General features: G+C 44.4%; 16 protein-coding genes. All 16 read right to left on the reverse strand.

Annotation, left to right across the window (positions count from 1 at the left end; all coding sequences use genetic code 11):
• Positions 1–4: 4 nt before the first annotated feature.
• Positions 5–1,048, reverse strand: a complete 1,044-nt coding sequence (locus NST69_RS24180; protein WP_342547346.1) for an EpsG family protein — start codon at positions 1,046–1,048, stop codon at positions 5–7.
• A gap of 39 nt (positions 1,049–1,087) precedes the next feature.
• On the reverse strand, positions 1,088–2,311 hold the full coding sequence (locus NST69_RS24185; protein WP_342547348.1) for a glycosyltransferase: 1,224 nt from the start codon (positions 2,309–2,311) through the stop codon (positions 1,088–1,090).
• Between the two features lie 10 nt (positions 2,312–2,321).
• Complete coding sequence (locus NST69_RS24190) at positions 2,322–3,623, reverse strand: glycosyltransferase (protein ID WP_342547349.1); 1,302 nt, start codon at positions 3,621–3,623, stop codon at positions 2,322–2,324.
• Between the two features lie 27 nt (positions 3,624–3,650).
• Positions 3,651–4,970 (reverse strand): nucleotide sugar dehydrogenase, encoded by a 1,320-nt coding sequence (locus NST69_RS24195; protein ID WP_342547350.1) that lies wholly within the window; start codon positions 4,968–4,970, stop codon positions 3,651–3,653.
• Positions 4,967–5,905 (reverse strand): glycosyltransferase family 2 protein, encoded by a 939-nt coding sequence (locus NST69_RS24200; RefSeq protein ID WP_342547351.1) that lies wholly within the window; start codon positions 5,903–5,905, stop codon positions 4,967–4,969. Before NST69_RS24200 ends, NST69_RS24195 begins: the two co-directional genes overlap by 4 nt.
• A complete protein-coding gene (locus NST69_RS24205) occupies positions 5,902–6,543 on the reverse strand; it encodes a sugar transferase (protein ID WP_342547353.1) in 642 nt (213 codons plus the stop codon). Before NST69_RS24205 ends, NST69_RS24200 begins: the two co-directional genes overlap by 4 nt.
• Before the next feature lie 107 nt (positions 6,544–6,650).
• Positions 6,651–7,703, reverse strand: coding sequence for a stalk domain-containing protein (locus NST69_RS24210; RefSeq protein WP_342547355.1), 1,053 nt, complete (start codon positions 7,701–7,703; stop codon positions 6,651–6,653).
• A gap of 2 nt (positions 7,704–7,705) precedes the next feature.
• A complete protein-coding gene (locus NST69_RS24215) occupies positions 7,706–8,386 on the reverse strand; it encodes a hypothetical protein (protein WP_342547356.1) in 681 nt (226 codons plus the stop codon).
• 23 nt (positions 8,387–8,409) lie between these two features.
• Entirely contained in the window at positions 8,410–10,242 is a 1,833-nt protein-coding gene (locus tag NST69_RS24220) for a nucleoside-diphosphate sugar epimerase/dehydratase (protein ID WP_342547358.1), read from the reverse strand.
• Positions 10,243–10,283: 41 nt separating this feature from the next.
• The gene (locus NST69_RS24225; RefSeq protein WP_209876903.1) at positions 10,284–10,970 is read right to left on the reverse strand and encodes a CpsD/CapB family tyrosine-protein kinase; all 687 of its coding nucleotides are present in this window, start codon (positions 10,968–10,970) and stop codon (positions 10,284–10,286) included.
• Complete coding sequence (locus NST69_RS24230) at positions 10,951–11,727, reverse strand: Wzz/FepE/Etk N-terminal domain-containing protein (RefSeq protein WP_083678063.1); 777 nt, start codon at positions 11,725–11,727, stop codon at positions 10,951–10,953. Before NST69_RS24230 ends, NST69_RS24225 begins: the two co-directional genes overlap by 20 nt.
• Before the next feature lie 98 nt (positions 11,728–11,825).
• Positions 11,826–13,841 (reverse strand): S-layer homology domain-containing protein, encoded by a 2,016-nt coding sequence (locus tag NST69_RS24235; RefSeq protein WP_339250646.1) that lies wholly within the window; start codon positions 13,839–13,841, stop codon positions 11,826–11,828.
• 86 nt (positions 13,842–13,927) lie between these two features.
• Positions 13,928–14,710, reverse strand: a complete 783-nt coding sequence (locus NST69_RS24240; RefSeq protein WP_339250649.1) for a CpsB/CapC family capsule biosynthesis tyrosine phosphatase — start codon at positions 14,708–14,710, stop codon at positions 13,928–13,930.
• Between the two features lie 101 nt (positions 14,711–14,811).
• Positions 14,812–15,399 carry a non-ribosomal peptide synthetase module gene (locus NST69_RS24245; protein ID WP_339250651.1) on the reverse strand — a complete coding sequence of 196 codons (588 nt, stop codon included), beginning with the start codon at positions 15,397–15,399 and terminating at the stop codon, positions 14,812–14,814.
• Positions 15,400–15,429: 30 nt separating this feature from the next.
• Positions 15,430–16,095, reverse strand: a complete 666-nt coding sequence (gene yihA / locus NST69_RS24250) for a ribosome biogenesis GTP-binding protein YihA/YsxC (RefSeq protein WP_036726020.1) — start codon at positions 16,093–16,095, stop codon at positions 15,430–15,432.
• A gap of 12 nt (positions 16,096–16,107) precedes the next feature.
• A complete protein-coding gene (lon, locus tag NST69_RS24255; protein ID WP_339311338.1) occupies positions 16,108–18,501 on the reverse strand; it encodes an endopeptidase La in 2,394 nt (797 codons plus the stop codon).
• Positions 18,502–18,590 lie beyond the last annotated feature (89 nt).

Raw genomic sequence — 18,590 nt, forward strand, 5'->3', positions numbered from 1 at the left:
AATTTCACTCCCAAAAGAAGTAGTACGGACTGACGTCAAGATATCCACTTCCTGTATTTAGTTGAAAAAAGTAGAGCAAAGAAAGTACAAGCCCCGAGATAGCTAAAACTTTTATTTTTGGATTCTGTTGATGTAACACTTCTGGTATTAACAAGGTAATAAATAAATAGTAATAAAAGCCCGCTCTCATAATAACATTAGATTCACTCGCAAAAATTTGTACAAATATAGCAACAAGCATGTAATTTCTATATGCATTAAGATTCATATTTTGATTGTCACTACTATCAAAAACATATGCCAATATTAATATAAATATCATAATAACAAGCATAGTATAAGCATTTGTATCAACTACTTCACCAGGAACCCCTTTAAAGAGTCTATAAATTATCAAAAAAATCTCTTCTTTGAATATAAAAGTGATAATAAAACTTAATAATATAAAAAAGAAATTGAATGGTTTCAGTTTCCAATAATATAACGGATATGCAAAAATAAATATTACAGCAGTGAAGTGAAATAACGTAGCTAATGTTACAAATAAAATGAATTTAATTGTTTTTTTTTCTTGAATGTATTTCAAGCTAAAAAATACTATAGATATAGCAATTGATTGACGTAACCCCGAAAAACTAAATGTAAAAAAACCTAAGGTTATATATATGAATATACTTAATGATGGAATTTTAGAGTTCTTTATCCATATATAACAATTAGGGATTATTATTATTAGTGCAGTAACAGCTAGATATATTTGATTACTTATATTAAGTTTTGATAATATTTGAGAGTATAGTATGTAACCAACGTCATAGTTAAACAAACGTTCTCCTGAAAAAACATTGATATTTTTAACCATTTGATATCCCATTAAATATCCATTTATATCAACACCAACATATCTTGATCGTAACGCTTGAATAAGAAATATTCCAAAACAACCTAATATCACAACAATTTGACTTCGTTTGTATTTATCCCTTAAACCTATGAGAAAAAGTGATACTAATCCTATCCATAATATAAGACAATAGTATAATGTCATGATACTCTCCAATCAAGCACTTGTTATTCAAAGGACAATTTATTCACTCAGAAGTTTGTTGTATATTTCTAAATAATCAAAAACCATATTTTCTTTGGAATAAAATTGTCTTGATGTCTTAGTAATACTTTCAACCAAATGCGAATCTTTTTTGTTAATCCATTTATCTACAAGTAATTTTAGTCTTCCAACATCTCCATAACATGAAAATTCGCTATACTCTGATAAAGCAATTGTTTCAGGAGCTCCAGCTTCAAATCCAACTACAGGCGTTCCACACGCAAGTGATTCAGCACACACCATTGAGAAAGTCTCCCGTTTGCTGGTTAGGATTGTTAAATTAGCTAAGGAATAATAAGCTGCTAAATCATTCTGATTATTCACTCGACCTACATTAATTATATTTTCAGGAAGAGGAATAGATAAATCACGACCACCAATAACTATAATCTTTATATTAGTTCCTACTAACTTTTTTGCCAGCTCTACAATGTATTTACCACCTTTAATATCGTTTTCACTTAGACTAAAATTTGCTGTTACATGAAGCAATATCTTCTCATCACTTAATTGATGTTTTTCTTTTAAATAAAGAAAATCCCTTGGATAAAAGATATTTTTGGTGTCAATTCCATTTTTAATCACCTTAAAATGATGCTCTAACATGATGGGAGATTGCCTAGCTCTATCCTCTAACCATTGAGATACTGATATTATTTCTAACCCTTTGAAATTACTAAAAGCATCCTTCATCTTCAGCCATGCACTATTGGTACGGTCAAACTTATAGGATTTTGTAGCGTCCCATAAACGAGGGCAATTCCCACAACCAGTAAGCCACTTGTTACATTCATAAGCATACCCACAACTACCAGTATGCATAAATTCTGCATGCAATGTTAAAACTGTTTTAATATTATTTTTTTTCAAATAATCAAATAGACGATATATATTAACAAAATAACCATTAATACAATGTAGATGAACAATATCCGGCTTTTTCTTTTTAATTACTGCTATTAACCTACTTGTTGAACTGAAAGCTCCATTATATTGAAGTCCTGTAATGCGTGCTCTCAAGCCATTAAACTTTGCTGAAATTTCACTAGAAGTTTTATATACATTTTTTTCATTCACTACTTTCCCACGGCCATAACAAACATAGGACTGGATATTTTTTTTTTGTAAACTTATATGAATATCATTGACAATATTGCCTGTACTTCCAGATTTATAAACACAATTCACTTGCAGAATCCTCATTATTAATCCCTTACTTTCTTAGCGTATCCAGAATAAGATATTTAAATTCATTAGCGTTATCAAGTATATTATGTCTAGCACTAACAACTTTTAAAGCAGTGTTGATGTATTTCTTGCGTAATTCCCTATCGTTTATAAGCGTATTAAGAGATTCCACTAAATCATTTTTATCTGTTACAGTATAAGCTGACTTCGTTTCCCTTAAATACTTTACAAACGCTAAATTTTCGGGAGCATAAACTAATAAACACGTACCACTTGCAAGGCTATCTGAAATTTTGGTTGAAAATGCATGTTTTAAACTCCATCTGCTATAATCAGAAAAATTTTCCGCATGAACTAGTAAATCACTTTGTTGCATTACACGAATCACATCTTGATAAGGAATCAATCCAATGTATCTAATTCCACTACATCTTTTCAATTCAGCTTCAACCGTTTCATTTGGAATTTTACCATAAACATCAAGCTTGAATCTTTGATCAATTTTTTGTAAAGAATTAGCTATATCAATAAGAGATTTGTGTCTTCCTAAGCCTAAGTTGCCTAAATAAGAGGTTATAAACACTTCATTTTCTATTCTATCAAGTAATGGCACTATACTGGTAGATGTCATTAACACACTACTTTTGTGAATAAAGTGCTTATTATATGTTTCTTGCAACATATCACATATGTAGACTGTATAAGAGGTATACTGCATTAATTTTTCGAATTTCTTTTTATACTGAAAACGATAGAGAAAGTGAGTTAGTGAGATAGTCTTTTTATCTTTAAAATAATAATCTTCACTATTATATAGAAACACCGGTATATTTCTCTCTACGGCAATTTTCAGTACAATTTCTATCATAAATTCGTAATCCCCAACCTGCCATAATATTACATCAGGATTAAAATCATCAACCCATTTTTTAAATGCCTCACTCTTCCATCTACCACTATTCCATATTAGGTTCCGGACAAGATAATTTAACGGGGTTTTCTTTCGATGTTTTAAATATAAATTCTGAAGCATTTTTCCATCTTGATTTTTTATAATATTATGCCGCTCAACCACTCCACCTACTCGCTCTCCTTTATAAAATGCCTTAAGAACCTCAATATCAGTTACTCGAAAATATTTTTCGCAAACACTAGAGTCTGGAATTTCATTGTAAATATAAAATTGTGCTAGAGAATCTTTAGGCCAACCTACAAAAAAGTTCCCTAAAGTACGTCCATTTGAACCTGAGTTAGAAAAACAATTATGAGAAAAAACCAAAACTTTTGGATATGTATCATCATTCACTGAATCATTAAATTTAATCATAGGTTATCTCCCTCTAACAACTGAGACTTATAAACTCCAATAACTGTATCCTCTTTTTACAAACTCATTTTTATCTAATATACTCTTAACATCAATTATAACCTTCTCACTATTTCCCCCTTCGTAGAACAATCTCTCCACTTCTTCTACACTTAAATTCCTAAATTCATTATGACCAACAGCAAAAACAAGACAATCTACATTTCCTATATTTTTCAAATCTATTAGTCTAACCCCATATTCTTTTAATGCTTCATTAGCATTTGCTTGGGGGTCAACTATTATTGGTTCAATATCATATTCTCTTAATCTTTTAATAATATCTTCAACTTTTGAATTTCTTGTATCTGAACAGTTCTCTTTAAAAGTTATACCTAGTATAACTACCCTAGCTTTCTTTACAACTTTATTAGCCAGAATCAATTTTTTAATAATTGCATCTGCCACAAAAGAACCCATTCCATCATTAATTTTTCTTCCAGATAAAATAATTTGAGAATGATATCCCAATTTTTCGGCTTCGTACACAAAATAGTATGGATCTACACCGATACAATGGCCACCAACAAGTCCGGGTTTGAATCCTAATGCGTTCCATTTTGTATCCATTGCTTCAATTACTTCATTAGTATTAATATTCATACGATCAAAAACCATAGCTAACTCATTCATAAATGCAATATTAATATCACGTTGGCTATTTTCTACTACTTTTGCTGCTTCTGCAACTTTTATTGAACTAGCTTTATGAACTCCAGCCTCAATAACCAATTCATATACTTTAGCTATTTCTTCTAACGATTCGTTATCCATACCAGAGACCACTTTAATTATATTCTCAAGTCTATGGACCCTATCTCCAGGATTAATTCTCTCCGGAGAGTACCCGACTTTAAAATCAGTGCCACATTTGAGACCTGATTCCCTTTCTAATATAGGAATGCAAATATCTTCAGTAACACCAGGGTAAACTGTTGATTCATATACAACTATAGATCCTTTAGTTAAGTTCCTGCCAACTAATGTACTTGCTCCTTCAACTGGACTCAGGTCGGGAGTCTTATCAGCGTTTATAGGAGTAGGTACAGCAATTATATGAAACTTGGCTTCTTTAATTTTCCTCTCATCGGAAGTAAAATCCACAGTAGTTTGTTTTACGGCCTCATCTCCCACTTCTTTTATAGGATCAATACCGCTTTTATAAATATGTATCTTTTCTTCATTAAGATCAAAACCAATTACATTAACTTTTTTTGCAAAAGCAAGAGCAATAGGCATACCTACATAACCTAAACCTATCAGAGAAATTTTCTCTTCTTTATTTTTGATTTTCTCGAATAAACTCATGGATTAAGCTCCTCATTTTTCCTGTATTTCACTCTATTAATTAAGTATCTTTTAGTTTCATTAAACAAATCTAGGGGTGAGCATATTATCATCATCAACCCGCTTAAAATTAATCTAAAATATTTTCGGTTTCTTTTATACGCAACTACCATAACCGCATAATGTCTAAAGACAATAAACATTTTTTCTCTTAATGTAAAAATATAAAAATATTTCTTTTTGAAACTATATAACGCAAGTTCTCCAGTAATTTTATTTTCACCCTGGGATATTCCACCATCATTATGTCTATAAGCTATTACATCACATTCTGGGAGGTATCGAATTTTTAATTCATTTTCAATAGACTTCAGCATCAAATAAAACTCTTGCCCCATTTTCGCATCTTCAAAACCTCCGATAGCCCTTAGTCTTTCAGACTTATACATGAATGTTGGCGTTCCTGTAAGATGTCTCATAATATGATATTTTAGTAAATCCCGTTTTTCAAAACCTTTTAAATCTCTATATTCTCTATAATCAACAATTTCTTTTTTTTCATTAACTAGTTTTAAATCTGTAAACGACATATCAGCACCTGTGTTCAACATAAACTCAAGTTGTCTCTTTATTTTCTCTGGAAGATACTCGTCATCATCATCCAAAAAGGTAATATAGTCTCCTGTTGCGACATTTATTCCATTATTCCTCGCCAAGGAGCCTCCAATATTTTTCTTATTCATCAGATAAATAACATCTAGATCATTAATATACCTCTGCATGAAATCTTTCACTTGAGTTCTAAACAAAGAATCCGGTGGATTATCATCGACTATTACCACTTCTATATTTTTATAACTCTGATTCTTGATTGATTCAATTGCCCTAGCTAGATAATTGGTTTCACGTTTAAATGTTGGAATAACTACACTAACTCTACTATTTAAATGTTTCATTCTGCTATTGACCCCTCTTTATTAGGAGTAACTTGATAATTACCTACTACAGTTCTACCTTCAACAACACCATCATGCTTGGCAACTTTGATTATTGTGAGTAGTGTACATTTCAAATCAAACCACAGAGACATATTATTCAAGTATTCACTATCAAAACTTACTTTCAAATTAATAGTAAGCTCATCCCGCCCATTAACCTGCGCCCACCCGGTAAGACCAGGCTTAATCTCATTCGCCCCATACTTATCTCTCTCTGCAATCAGGTCATACTGGTTCCACAGCGCCGGACGAGGGCCAACTATACTCATGTCACCTTTGAGAATATTTATAATCTGAGGAAGCTCATCAAGACTTGTCTTCCTGAGGAATTTGCCTACTTTGGTGATGAAAAAGTCAGGATCTTGCAGGAGATGTGTAGGCATATCGCTTGGTGTATCTGTACGCATGGTTCTGAACTTGAGAATATAGAATTCTTTTTTATTCCTGCCTAACCGCTTTTGCCGAAATAGAACAGGACCTTTAGATGTAGACTTGATCACCACGGCGATAATCAAGAAAAAAGGCCATAACAGGAGCATTCCGATTAGAGCCAATATGAAATCTAAAGTTTGTTTTACGATCATATAAGGCTTCATACATTCACCTTGTCCTTGAGATTCTATGGTTTACAGCTACGCTTGAATATAATGCATCCTAAAACTGTAAACCATGTTTGTTCTGATATTGATACTTTTCAAGCCTATTATTTCCCCATACCCTCAGCCGCGGCTCTTCCCTTATCTAACTCAGCCTCGAAGGCCGCTCTATACTGAGCAATAATAGCTGTGCTATATCCATTAGTGTTTAGTTTTTGTTCAGCGTCAGCGATTATACTGTTAAATGAGGCTTTAAAAGAGGCTAGTTGCTCTAACCCTTTGGCCTTGATACTTTGCTTGGTTGCAGCATCTGTAGCAGCCACATATTCAAAGGCAATTCCTAACAATGTAGATGTACTCTGCGACTGTAGCGCGCTCAGCTTCGCTTCTGTCTCACTAGTAATACTCTCATAAGAAACCTTACCGGACCCTGTGCCTGCCGATCCTGAACCGCCTGCTGCTCCACCTGGTTCAGCCGCAGGAGTTGCTGCTGGTGCCGGTGTCGGGCTTGCAGATGGACTAATTCCCTTGTCGGTTGGCTTCGCCGAAGCCGTATTTTCTTCGTAGTTCTTGGAATTTGCAGTAATGGTCTTTGTTTTCGGATTCCAGCTAATGGAATTTCCTACAGATTCCGATAAGAATCTTAGGGGGACATAGATCGAGCCGTTCAGCAGATAGCTGGACTGGCCTTGGGGCAACGCCTTCGTACTCCCGTTAAATACATAACTTGCCTTAACGTTGTTCAGCGTAATATTCTTGGCTGTAAAAGAAGGACTGGAAGTCGCATTCATCAGGTATTCCTTAATGACTACCATCTCTGAGCTGCTTGGCTCCGCTACGGTTACCTTCAGGTTCTTGGCATCCCAGTTTACGCTCTTCTGCAGGGCATATGACATGAAGCGTAAAGGAACATAAGTGGTGTTATTGTACATGAACACATGTTGTCCGGCTGGCGGCTGTAGGGCTACACCATCGAATAGCATGGTTACATCCACATTCTGTACTTTGATAGCATTGGACGCCTTGAGAGGCGCTGTTGTTGCAGTGGCTACAGGAGTAGCTGCCGCTACGGTGGTAACCGGAGCCGATGCTGTCAGGGGCTCACAGCCCATTAAGGCTACGCTCAGAAGTACTGCTGCTGGAATCTTGATCTTGAACATGCCTATTCACTTCCTTTTTCTTGGGCTTTGAGTTGCTCTTCTTCAGCTAAGATCTGATCCCGGGTCTTGCCTTGGCTGACGCCGTACTTCTTGGCAATCTGAGCAAGCTCATTATATTGCTCCTCTGAGACCTTGCCGAGGATAATGCTGCGAGCTTCCCGCTTCTCTTCATTGGTTAGTCCGCCTTGGGCCAACTCTTGCAATCTCTTGATATCTGAGACACTGAGCTGCTTAGCTACGATCGCTGCCACATTCGCTTTATCTGTGATCGTTACGTTCTCTTGAACTTCCTTGGCCTTGTCCGTTGAGATATGGGCTAATCCATCCACACCCGCAGGTGTTGGAGCAGGAGTGCTTGCAGGCTTGTCGCTACTAACCGGCTTCTCCGTGCTGGCAGCTGCCGGATTAGCGACATTACCGGATGCAGGTGTACTATCTGGTGCAGAGCTTGAAGCCGGATCAACGGAAGCTGCTGGCTCCGCAGACGGGTCGCTATCTGCTACCACAGGCTCAATCACTTGTCCTTGAGGGACACTGGGCGTATTGCCAGCTTCCACATCGAAGCCGCCCGCCATTGAGTTCATCAGCTTGTCGACAGCATAATTGGCCGCGAATAGTCCGCCAACCCCTAACACCACAATGACCGACAGCATCCAGATCAATACTTTTTTCCATCTTTTCACTTCAGGTACCTCCACATCTCTAATTAGCTAATGGCTGCCTGGATCACTGGCTGCATCGGTACAATCTGGTTAATCACTTCGCGGATGGCTTCTGCATCTTCGGTGATCACCCGTTCTAACCGTTTGAATTCCAGCTCCATCTGGCTCCGGGTGATGACATTAGGTCTGCCGATGAAAATCCGGTCATGCTGAGTGGAACCCAGGTTCTCCTCATCGGTCAGCAGTTCTTCATACAGCTTCTCGCCTTCACGGATGCCGGAGAAGGTGATGTCGATGTCCTTGTAAGGCTCGTAACCGGACAGTGTTATAAGGTCCTCCGCAAGCGTCAGGATCTTAACCGGTTCACCCATATCCAGAACAAAGACTTCTCCGCCATTCGCGAAGGAACCGGACTGGATCACCAGTTGAACAGCCTCGGGAATAGTCATGAAGTACCGGACCATCTCGGGATGCGTTACGGTGACAGGTCCACCGGCTGCAATCTGCTGCTTGAAGGCGGGAATGACGCTGCCCCGGCTGCCTAATACGTTACCGAAGCGTACCGCAGAGAACTTGGTAGGGCTTGTTACATTGAGACTCTGCACATACATCTCGGCAATCCGCTTCGTAGCCCCCATGACGCTGGTCGGGTTCACGGCCTTGTCGGAAGAGATCATCACGAAGCGCTCAGCACCATACATGTCTGCACAGTCAGCTACATTGCGGGTACCGAAGACATTATTCTTGATGGCCTCGGAAGGGTTGCGCTCCATCAGAGGAACGTGCTTATGTGCTGCTGCATGAAAGACCACCTGCGGCTTGTAGCTCTGGAATACATCCATTAACCGGGTACGGTCCTGAATATCAGCAATTACGGTCACGATCTCCAGGTAAGGGAAGCTCTTGCGCAGCTCCATCTCAATCGTATAGATACTGTTCTCGCCGTGTCCCAGAATCAGCAGCTTGTCCGGTGCAAAAGGGGATATCTGGCGGCATAGCTCGGATCCGATCGAACCGCCTGCGCCCGTAACCAGTACGGTCTTGTTATGAACATAGCCCAGAATACTGTTCATGTCTGCAACAATCGGCTCACGGCCCAGAAGGTCTTCTACGCTGACATCGCGGAGCTTCTTGACAGAGATCTTGCCAGCGATCAGGTCATTCAGTGCCGGAATAATCTTCAGCTTCGCGCCTGTAGCCTTGGCCAGATTAATAATCTCGGATATTTGGGTTCTGGAGACCGAGGGCATCGCGATAATAATCTCGTGAATCTCCTTCTCCTTCACAATCCGCGGAATATCATAACGGTTACCCAGTACAGGTACACCCAGAATGGACAGGTGATATTTATCTGCGCTGTCATCAATGAATCCAACCAGCCGGGTGCCCGCGAAGGAAGGTCCCGTCAGTTCTTTGGCAATCAGGATTCCGCAATCTCCGGCCCCGACAATAAGCGTATGAAGCTCAGTATTCTTATTGTTGCTCCGGTCACTGCGGAAGACTCTCCAGAAGAAGCGGACGCCCCCCACCAGCAGCAGAACCGTCTCCATCGACCGGATTGCTATGCTGAATGGCACGCGCTCAGGCAGGATGATATAAGCAGCAGCATATGACAATACTGATCCTACTACAATAGCTTTGAGGACCGAGATAATCTCGTTAATACTGGCATATTGCCACATTCTGCGGTAGAGTCCGAAGTAGACCAGGCTTCCCCCGACCGCCACCGTGGAGATTACGCCGAACACGATCATCTGTACCACATATTCCGGCGGAATCTCATTGTAGAACCGGAACAGGTAGGACGTCACGATGCTGAACCATATGATCGCAACATCGATCATGAATAATACCAACACTCTGGTTTTCGCTGTCATTTTCAGTGCCTCCAAAAACAACATTTTATCTATTAAACAATTCAATTGCCATAGTAGTAATAGTAGTAGCCTTCACTGGCCTTGCGCTTCACATTGTTAAGGACCACGCCCAGCATCTTGGCCCCGACCCGGTCCAGATTGGCCTTCGCCTTAGCTGCAATATCGCGCTTCACCTTACCGTAGCTGACCACCATAATTACGCCATCACTCTTGGAGGCAACAATCTGTGCATCTGTAACGGCCAATAGCGGCGGAGTATCAATCAGAATCACATCATATAATTGACGCAGCTCCTGCAGCACCGCACTCATCCGGTTGGAGGCCATCATCTCAGCGGGATTCGGAGGAATCGGGCCAGATGTCATCAGATACAGGTTGTTCACACCGGATTCCTGAATCACATCGGACAGATTCGCCTGCTGCGAGAGCAAGGAGGACAACCCATACCGGTTACTCAGTGTAAAAGTCTTATGCGCTGTAGGCTTACGCAAGTCACCGTCGATCAGCAGCACCTTCTTATCCGCTTGCGCGTACGCAGCGGCCAGGTTGGCAGTAACGGTTGATTTTCCTTCCTCCGGTCCGGAAGAAGTGACCATAATAATTTGGATCTGTTCATCTACAGAGGAGAAATCTATGTTCGTGCGCAGTGCCCGAAAGGCTTCGGATACCGGCGAACGCGGGTTGGTCACGGTGATCAGATGACGTTGTTTATTTGGCTGCTGTGACATGCTCGAGTTCCCCCGCCTTTCTGCTCTGTGTCTGAGCCTGCTGCCCGGTGGTCTTGGTTTCTTCCTGGCCCAGCCGGGTAATCATAGCTATAGTCGGAAGTCCAAGGTATTTCTTAATGTCGTCTTCTGTCTTCAGCGTATCATCGAGATACTCCAGCAGGAAGGCGATCCCCAGACCAATCATCAGGGATACGATAAAAGCAATGGCGAGGTTCATGACCACATTCGGCTCTACCGGTCCGGGTGCAACTGGCGGATTAAGCTTGGCTTCGTTGAGGATGGACACATTCTGTACGTTGAACAAGGACGGAATCTCCTGCTTAAATACAAGTGATATGGCATTCACGATCTCTGCGGCTCTCTGGTATGAATTATCTCGAACGACAAGTGTCATCACCTGCGTATTATTTACAGAACTCACGTTAACCTTCTTCAGCATTTCCTCTGCCGTAATCCCGAACTGCGGGTAGTTCTTAGCCACAACATCGAGGATCGCCGGAGTCTTGATAATTTCCTTGTACGTATTGATCAGCTGAATGTTGGTATTGATCTGATTCAGATCCAGCTGTGCTGCCGTAGCTTGGGTAGGCGTCTGATTAACAATGATCTTCGTTGAAGCTTCGTAGACAGGATTCTTGATATATAAGCTGTAGATCCCGGCAAGAACACAAGCCACGATAACAATGCTAATAATCATCCACAGTCTCTTCCTGACAATCTGGAAATAATCGCGCAAATCCAATTCTTGTGCTGACAAGTGCATTTCCCTCCAAGCTGTAAATTCTTATACCCTATATCCTAAAAAAGTGCCTCCTCTCTATACGACGAGAGGAGGCTCTCCACAATACTATTTACTTACTTGAAGTTGATTGTACGGTAGATAATAACTGCAGCTTCAGCACGTGTAGCTGTGTTGTTAGGGTTAAACTTGCCGGCGTTACCGATCACCAGGTTGTTGCTGGCAGCGAAGGCTACTCCGTCTTTCAGGGAAGCAGCGATCTTGCCTGCATCGGAGAATTTGCTGAGGGAGCTGACATTCGTTGCAGCTTCCGGCTTCTGCGACTTCACGGCACGGGCAATCATCGTTGCCATCTCAGCACGGGTAATCGTTGCATTAGGATCGAACTGGGCTGCACTGCGTCCAGTAATGATTCCCTTCTCAGCAGCAACAGCTACGTAAGGAGCATACCAGGCAGTGGAGCTTACATCACCGAAGCTCTGCTTCGCGGAGTTGTTCTCCAGGTTCAGTGCGCGGATCAGCATCTTGGCGAATTCTGCACGGGTCACATTGTTCTTCGGAGCAAAGTTGCCGTTGCCTACGCCTTCAATAGCGCCCTTGGCTGCTACGACTGAGATCTGTCTTCCAGCCCAAGCCTGAACACTTGCAACATCCTTGAAGCTGACTTTGTTCTCCAGTACAGCGTAGGAAGAGAAGCCGTCACGTGGTTCAGTGATGTAATCACCATCTACAACACCGCCCTGGTATTGCAATTCTTTGTAGACTACCTTCGCAACGGACAGCAGTTCACGGTCAAGGCCTTCTGTATTCTTAAGCGGCAGCTTGATGATGATTGGCTCCTTGAAAGTGGTTGTAACCACACCGCCCACAGTCAGTTCGAAGTCATATACGCTGGATGCCAGCTTCATGCTGGACAAGGAAGTTACGGTTGTATCTGCTACAGTGGAAGTAGTCAGTGTAATAGCTTCACTGAACTGTCCTACCGGAATCGTTACGGTCAAGCCGTTGAAAGTAATCGCAATGTTGGCAATGCCTTTCGCCTTGGCTGCTTCGATGATTGCTTTGGACAATGGCACTTCTACGGTTGCCGCGTTCACTGTACCCAGGTTCAGGGTAAGTGTAAGACCTGTCTTACCGGCATTGGCAGCAACCAGTGCATCGAAGGCTTTCAGTACGTCAGCATCTACGAGCTTCAGGGTTGCTTTGTCGCCCACAATCGTTACCAGCTTAGATACATCGTACAGACCTGGTGTAGCTGTAGGGTTCGTAACCGGAGCAGTTACTGTGCCGCCACCGCCACCGCCACCTGTGCCAGTTCCAGGAGGGTTAGTAGTACCGCCATCGCTGAAGCCGTAAGCTTTGATATAAGCTGTAGCAAGGGCTTTCACTGCTGGCTTCGTTGCTGGAACTGCAATATTCAGGTTCTTCAGGCTCTCCTTAACATCATCAGGAGAAATGTGAAGATTGTACACTACCTGGCTTACTGTAAGGGCTCCAGTACCTGTGTTATGGTTAAGTACTGTAGTAATAGCATCATTAATCAATTTATCCTGGCTTGCAGGATTAGCAACAATCTCCAGCAGTTCAGCACTTGTCTTGCTGCTGACCAATGCGCGAAGCTCAGCTTCAACACCGTTATCTCCGAACAGGAATTCAATGAAATGATCCGTTGTAAGATTCTTTACGCCAGCCTCAGCTGCAATCTTCTTCAACAGGGCTACGTTATCCACATTGTAGCGGATATCCTTAATTGCAGTGTAATCCTTATCATATACATCATAGACTACACTGGATACGCTCTTGAATGCTGCATGGGCAGTCACCACGTCCGCGTCATTTAGGAAGGTGAGATTCTCAAGTACTGGCTTGAAAATTTCTCTGAATGCTGCAAGATCCACAGCGTTTGCTTGATTTTTGTAATTCAGAAGCGCTAATCTGTCGGCTTCTGTCAGCTGAGCATAAATCTTCTCAACCTTCGCCTTCACATCTGCCTGCGATACTGCTGCTGCGGAAGCTGTACTCACTCCAAAATGTTCAGCCAGCCCCTTGCTGCTGAACGGGAATCCGGCAACGGATGCCGCTGCCATGCTTACTGCTAGTGTAGATACTGCTAATTTTTTCTTCAAAGTCACTTGTCATCCACCTCTTGGTATGTATTTGTATTAATACTAGTGCAAGAATCCAGTAATACCCATTCTACCATTAATGACACGGAAGGTCACCCTTTACGAGAAAAAAATCCGAACAATCTATGAAGTTTGCTGTTAGATTGAATAGAATTCACTCGATTAATCTCGTTATTTGCAAGCACATCGCGCGCATTTTGTAGAAAAAAGTCGACTGACTCTTCTCCCAATTCCCGCCGCACCACTCCGTAAGCCTCGCTTAATCCAAAGGGTCGATGCATAGAATCATGCGCATCCGATGCAATAATATGCACGGCATGCTGCCGGCATAATTCGAGCGACAGCTTCTGCAGCTTACTGCCGAAGACGCCGGCTATACTCTGTGCGGTTACCTGTCCCAGGGCGCCAAGCTCTATTAAACGCAGCAGCTTAGACGGATCGGCAGCAACCTCCGCATTGCGCTCCGGGTGGGCGATAACCGGCACCATTCCCTGGATGACCAGCTCATGGCAGGTCTCCTCCATCGTGCGGGGCACCCGCGAAGAGGGCATCTCCAGCAGAATATACCGGGAACCGGCAAGCGTCAGCAGTTGTCCGCGCTCCAGATCATCGAGCAGTTCTCCGTAGATCCGGATCTCCTGCCCGGGCAGCACGACCAGCGGATTGCCTGCCTCCTGCAGCTTCGCGTTCAGCACCCGCACCGCCGCCTCAATCTCCGGAGCCGGATTCATATAGACTCCGTTCGCATGGTGGGGGGTAGCCACTACAGTTGTAATACCATCGTTATGGGCGTCAAGCGCCATGGCGAGAGCGGCGTCGTAATCAGCGGCTCCGTCATCCATGAAGGGTAGAATGTGGCTATGGATATCTATCATATGTTGTTTATCGGTCCTTTCGTAGAGGATATGTATAGTTTTCGCAAAAAAATACAACCATTTCACTAGGAAATGATTGCCAAATTTTAAAACAATATCATTTATGCTTCCAGTCGGAACAGCCGGACGGCCGCCTCTGCAAGTCTCTCATCGACTTCCTTAATTACTGCCTCTTGCTGACTACGGTTGCGCATATCGAGCAGTCTATCAATCTCTTGACGGAGCTGCTCAATCTCACATTCTATCGTCTGACGCTTGTAGACAGCCAGCATCTCTGCCACTGAATATTTATGCTGATAGATCAGCTTGGTGCCGCCCGGTCTCACTTCCGAGATCCGGCGCACCGAGCCGCCTTCATAGTAGTACATCATTGTAAGATCCTTATAAATCCGGTTTACGGTCCCCGTGCCCTTATACATGAAGAATAGTTTGCGGACTGCATTAATCAGATGAGGATTCACCACCCTGCAGGACAAGGAACCCATATAGATGCCGCCTTTGCGTTCAAAAGACAGATGGACCTCCTCGCCTCCGGCCTCCTCCAGCACAATCTCCTGTTCGCCCGCGCCTAGTACCTTCACACGGTGACTGATATAGCTGGTATCAGCGGTCAGCAGAAACTGGTTCAGCTGAAATTCGGTCATTTGCATCGTTGCATTCACATATTCCATCGCCAGACGCTGAGCCATAAACATCCCTCAATTCTTAATGACAAACCCTTAAGTCTCGGAAGGCGCTTCGTGCTGCGGTTCATCCCCGGAATCCTGATCATCCGGTTCTGCCGGAAGCTCTTCTTCGGTGGGTAGAGTATGTCTATCTATAAGTTCCCATAATTCGTCTTTGCCAAGTCCAATCTCTGATGAATACGCAATGAAGCTGTCTCCCGGCAGCACACCGAGCTCCTGCTTCATTACCTTGATATGCTTCGGCCAGCGGGTCTTCGGAATTTTGTCCGCTTTGGTAGCCACTACGCAGAGCGGCAGATCGTAGTGCTTCAGCCAGTCAAACATCATCTTGTCATTGGCTGTCGGCGGATGGCGCAGATCCACGACAAGCAGGACCATCTTCAGCGTCTCGCGCTCTGCCATGTACTTCTCGACCATTTTGCCCCAGGAGGCGCGCTGTGTCTTCGAGACCTTGGCGTAGCCATAGCCCGGGAAGTCAACGAAATACATGCTCTCATTCACAAGATAATAGTTCATATGCTGCGTCTTGCCCGGTGTAGAACTGGTGCGGGCCAGATTCTTGCGGTTAATCATCCGGTTGATCAGAGAGGACTTCCCTACATTGGAGCGCCCTGCCAGAGCAATCTCCGGCAAGGCATCCACTGGGTATTGGTCAGGGCCTACGGCACTGATAATAAATTCGGCGTTGTTAACTTTCATAAGACTTCCTTTCTAATGCACACTACTGGGCGCTTCAATGCTTATTTCTGTATCTGAATCTGAGCCGGTGTTAACTTCTTCTGCATGGTCTACGAGCGCGTGCTTCAGCACCTGGTCCATATGGGATACCGGCACGAACTCGACATCATTACGGACACTCTCAGGAATATCCTTGAGGTCGCGTTCATTATCCTTCGGCATAAGAATCTTCTTGTAGCCTGCACGGTGCGCGGCCAGGGACTTCTCCTTCAGGCCTCCGATCGGCAATACGCGTCCGCGCAGCGTGATCTCGCCGGTCATGGCCACATGCTTGGAGACATAACGCTTGGTGAGCGCGGAGATCAGCGCCGTGGCGATTGTAATCCCTGCGGACGGACCGTCCTTGGGAATCGCACCTTCGGGAATATGGATGTGAATATCGTTCTTCTCGTGAAAATCAGGGGCAAGCCCCAGCTCCTCCGCCTTCGAGCGGGTATAGCTGAAGGCGGCCTGCGCCGACTCCTTCATTACATCGCCGAGCTGTCCGGTCAGCGTCAGCTTCCCGGTGCCCTGAACCACCGTGACTTCAATCAGCAGCGTATCGCCGCCAACCTCTGTCCAGGCCAGCCCGGTAACGGTACCGATCTGATCCTCCAGCTCAGCCATTCCATAACGGAACTTCGAGGCTCCCAAGTAATCCTTGATCTCCTCCGGAAGAATGCTGACGCGTTCCTTCTCTTCCGAGACAATCTGCTTCGCCGCCTTGCGGCAGAGGGCAGCAATCTGCTGCTCCAGATTCCGCACCCCGGATTCGCGGGTGTACTCGCGGACAATCTTCAGCAGCGTATCGTCTCCGATGGACAGCTGTTCTTCCGCAAGGCCGTGGCTCTTGCGCTGCTTCGGCAGCAGATAACGGCTGGCAATCTGCAGCTTCTCCAGCTCCGTATAGCCGGGAATGAACAGCATCTCCATCCGGTCCAGCAGCGGACGCGGAATGTTGTGCACAGCATTCGCCGTAGTGACGAACATGACGTTCGACAGGTCGAACGGCAGCTCTACGAAGTGATCGCTGAACGTATTGTTCTGTTCCGGGTCCAGCACCTCCAGCAGGGCCGCCGACGGATCGCCGCGGAAGTCCGCTGCCATCTTGTCGATCTCATCCAGCAGGAAGACCGGGTTGATACTGCCTGCCGTCTTCATCCCCTGGATGATCCGGCCCGGCATTGCGCCGACATATGTGCGGCGGTGACCCCGGATCTCGGCTTCATCCCGCACGCCGCCCAGCGAGATGCGGACGAACTTGCGGTTCAGGGAGCGGGCGATGGAGCGGGCGAGCGAGGTTTTGCCGACACCCGGAGGACCTACCAGACACAGAATCGGCCCCTTCAGACCCTTGACCAGCTTCTGCACGGCCAGGTATTCCAGTACCCGTTCCTTCGGCTTCTCCAGACCGTAGTGGTCTGCGTCCAGCACTTCTTCCGCCTTACGGATATCCAGATCATCTTCCGTGGCTTCACTCCAGGGCAGACCGAGCAGCCAATCCACGTAGTTGCGGATAACGCTGCCTTCGGCCGAGCTTGCCGGCATTTTCTCCAGACGGTCGATCTCCTTCAGGATCTTCTCCTGCACCCGCTCCGGCAGATTCTTCTCTTCCATCTGGGTGCGCAGCTCATCGGCTTCACCGGCCCGGCCTTCCTTCTCGCCAAGCTCCTTCTGGATCGCTTTCATCTGTTCACGCAGGTAATATTCCTTCTGGGTCTTCTCCATCTGCTTCTTCACACGCTGGCTGATCTTACGTTCCAGCTCCAGCACTTCTCGCTCATTATTGAGGATATCGAGCAGCTTCTCCAGACGCTTGCTGACGTCAATGGTTTCCAGGATCTCCTGTTTGTCCTTGATCTTCAGCGCCAGATGACTGGTGATGACATCCGCCAGCCGCCCAGGCTCCTCAATATCGGAGACCGCAGCGAGCGTCTCTGGCGTTACTTTTTTGGACAAAGTGATGTAGTGTTCGAACTGGCTCAGCACGCTGCGCATCAGGGCATCGCTCTCCTGGTCCACATCCTCCTGCTCCGGCAGCTCACGCGCCATCACCTCATAGTACTCCTCGTTGTCCGTATAATGAATGATCTCAGCCCGCTCTACGCCTTCCACCAGCACACGGATCGTACCATTGGGAAGCTTCAGCATCTGCCGCACATTCGCCACCGTACCCACGCGGAATATATCCTCTTGCCCCGGCTCCTCAATATTAACTTCAGATTGGGAGCAGAGGAGAATAAGATTATCTTCAACCATAGCTTTCTCTAGTGCCCGGACGGACTTCTCACGGCCTACATCCAGATGCAGAACCATACTGGGATATACAAGAAGACCTCTAAGCGGTAATAAAGGAAAACGACGACCTTTGGATTTATTTTGTATCATCGCTTTCGCACCTCCCATGGTTCATAAGTAGTGTCATATGCATTCATTCTAACAAAAGCCGCATGAAAACACCAACAACCCGTGTCCGC

This window comes from Paenibacillus sp. FSL P2-0089 (assembly GCF_038595095.1).
GTDB lineage: Bacteria > Bacillota > Bacilli > Paenibacillales > Paenibacillaceae > Paenibacillus_AQ > Paenibacillus_AQ silagei.

Excerpts from the sequence above, each read along its gene's own strand:
- NST69_RS24180 (WP_342547346.1), bottom strand. The coding sequence starts at position 1,048 with ATGACATTATACTATTGTCTTATATTATGGATAGGATTAGTATCACTT.
- NST69_RS24185 (WP_342547348.1), bottom strand. The coding sequence starts at position 2,311 with ATGAGGATTCTGCAAGTGAATTGTGTTTATAAATCTGGAAGTACAGGC.
- NST69_RS24190 (WP_342547349.1), bottom strand. The coding sequence starts at position 3,623 with ATGATTAAATTTAATGATTCAGTGAATGATGATACATATCCAAAAGTT.
- NST69_RS24195 (WP_342547350.1), bottom strand. The coding sequence starts at position 4,970 with ATGAGTTTATTCGAGAAAATCAAAAATAAAGAAGAGAAAATTTCTCTG.
- NST69_RS24200 (WP_342547351.1), bottom strand. The coding sequence starts at position 5,905 with ATGAAACATTTAAATAGTAGAGTTAGTGTAGTTATTCCAACATTTAAA.
- NST69_RS24205 (WP_342547353.1), bottom strand. The coding sequence starts at position 6,543 with ATGAAGCCTTATATGATCGTAAAACAAACTTTAGATTTCATATTGGCT.
- NST69_RS24210 (WP_342547355.1), bottom strand. The coding sequence starts at position 7,703 with ATGTTCAAGATCAAGATTCCAGCAGCAGTACTTCTGAGCGTAGCCTTA.
- NST69_RS24220 (WP_342547358.1), bottom strand. The coding sequence starts at position 10,242 with ATGACAGCGAAAACCAGAGTGTTGGTATTATTCATGATCGATGTTGCG.
- NST69_RS24225 (WP_209876903.1), bottom strand. The coding sequence starts at position 10,970 with ATGTCACAGCAGCCAAATAAACAACGTCATCTGATCACCGTGACCAAC.
- NST69_RS24240 (WP_339250649.1), bottom strand. The coding sequence starts at position 14,710 with ATGATAGATATCCATAGCCACATTCTACCCTTCATGGATGACGGAGCC.
- NST69_RS24245 (WP_339250651.1), bottom strand. The coding sequence starts at position 15,399 with ATGGCTCAGCGTCTGGCGATGGAATATGTGAATGCAACGATGCAAATG.
- yihA (WP_036726020.1), bottom strand. The coding sequence starts at position 16,095 with ATGAAAGTTAACAACGCCGAATTTATTATCAGTGCCGTAGGCCCTGAC.
- lon (WP_339311338.1), bottom strand. The coding sequence starts at position 18,501 with ATGATACAAAATAAATCCAAAGGTCGTCGTTTTCCTTTATTACCGCTT.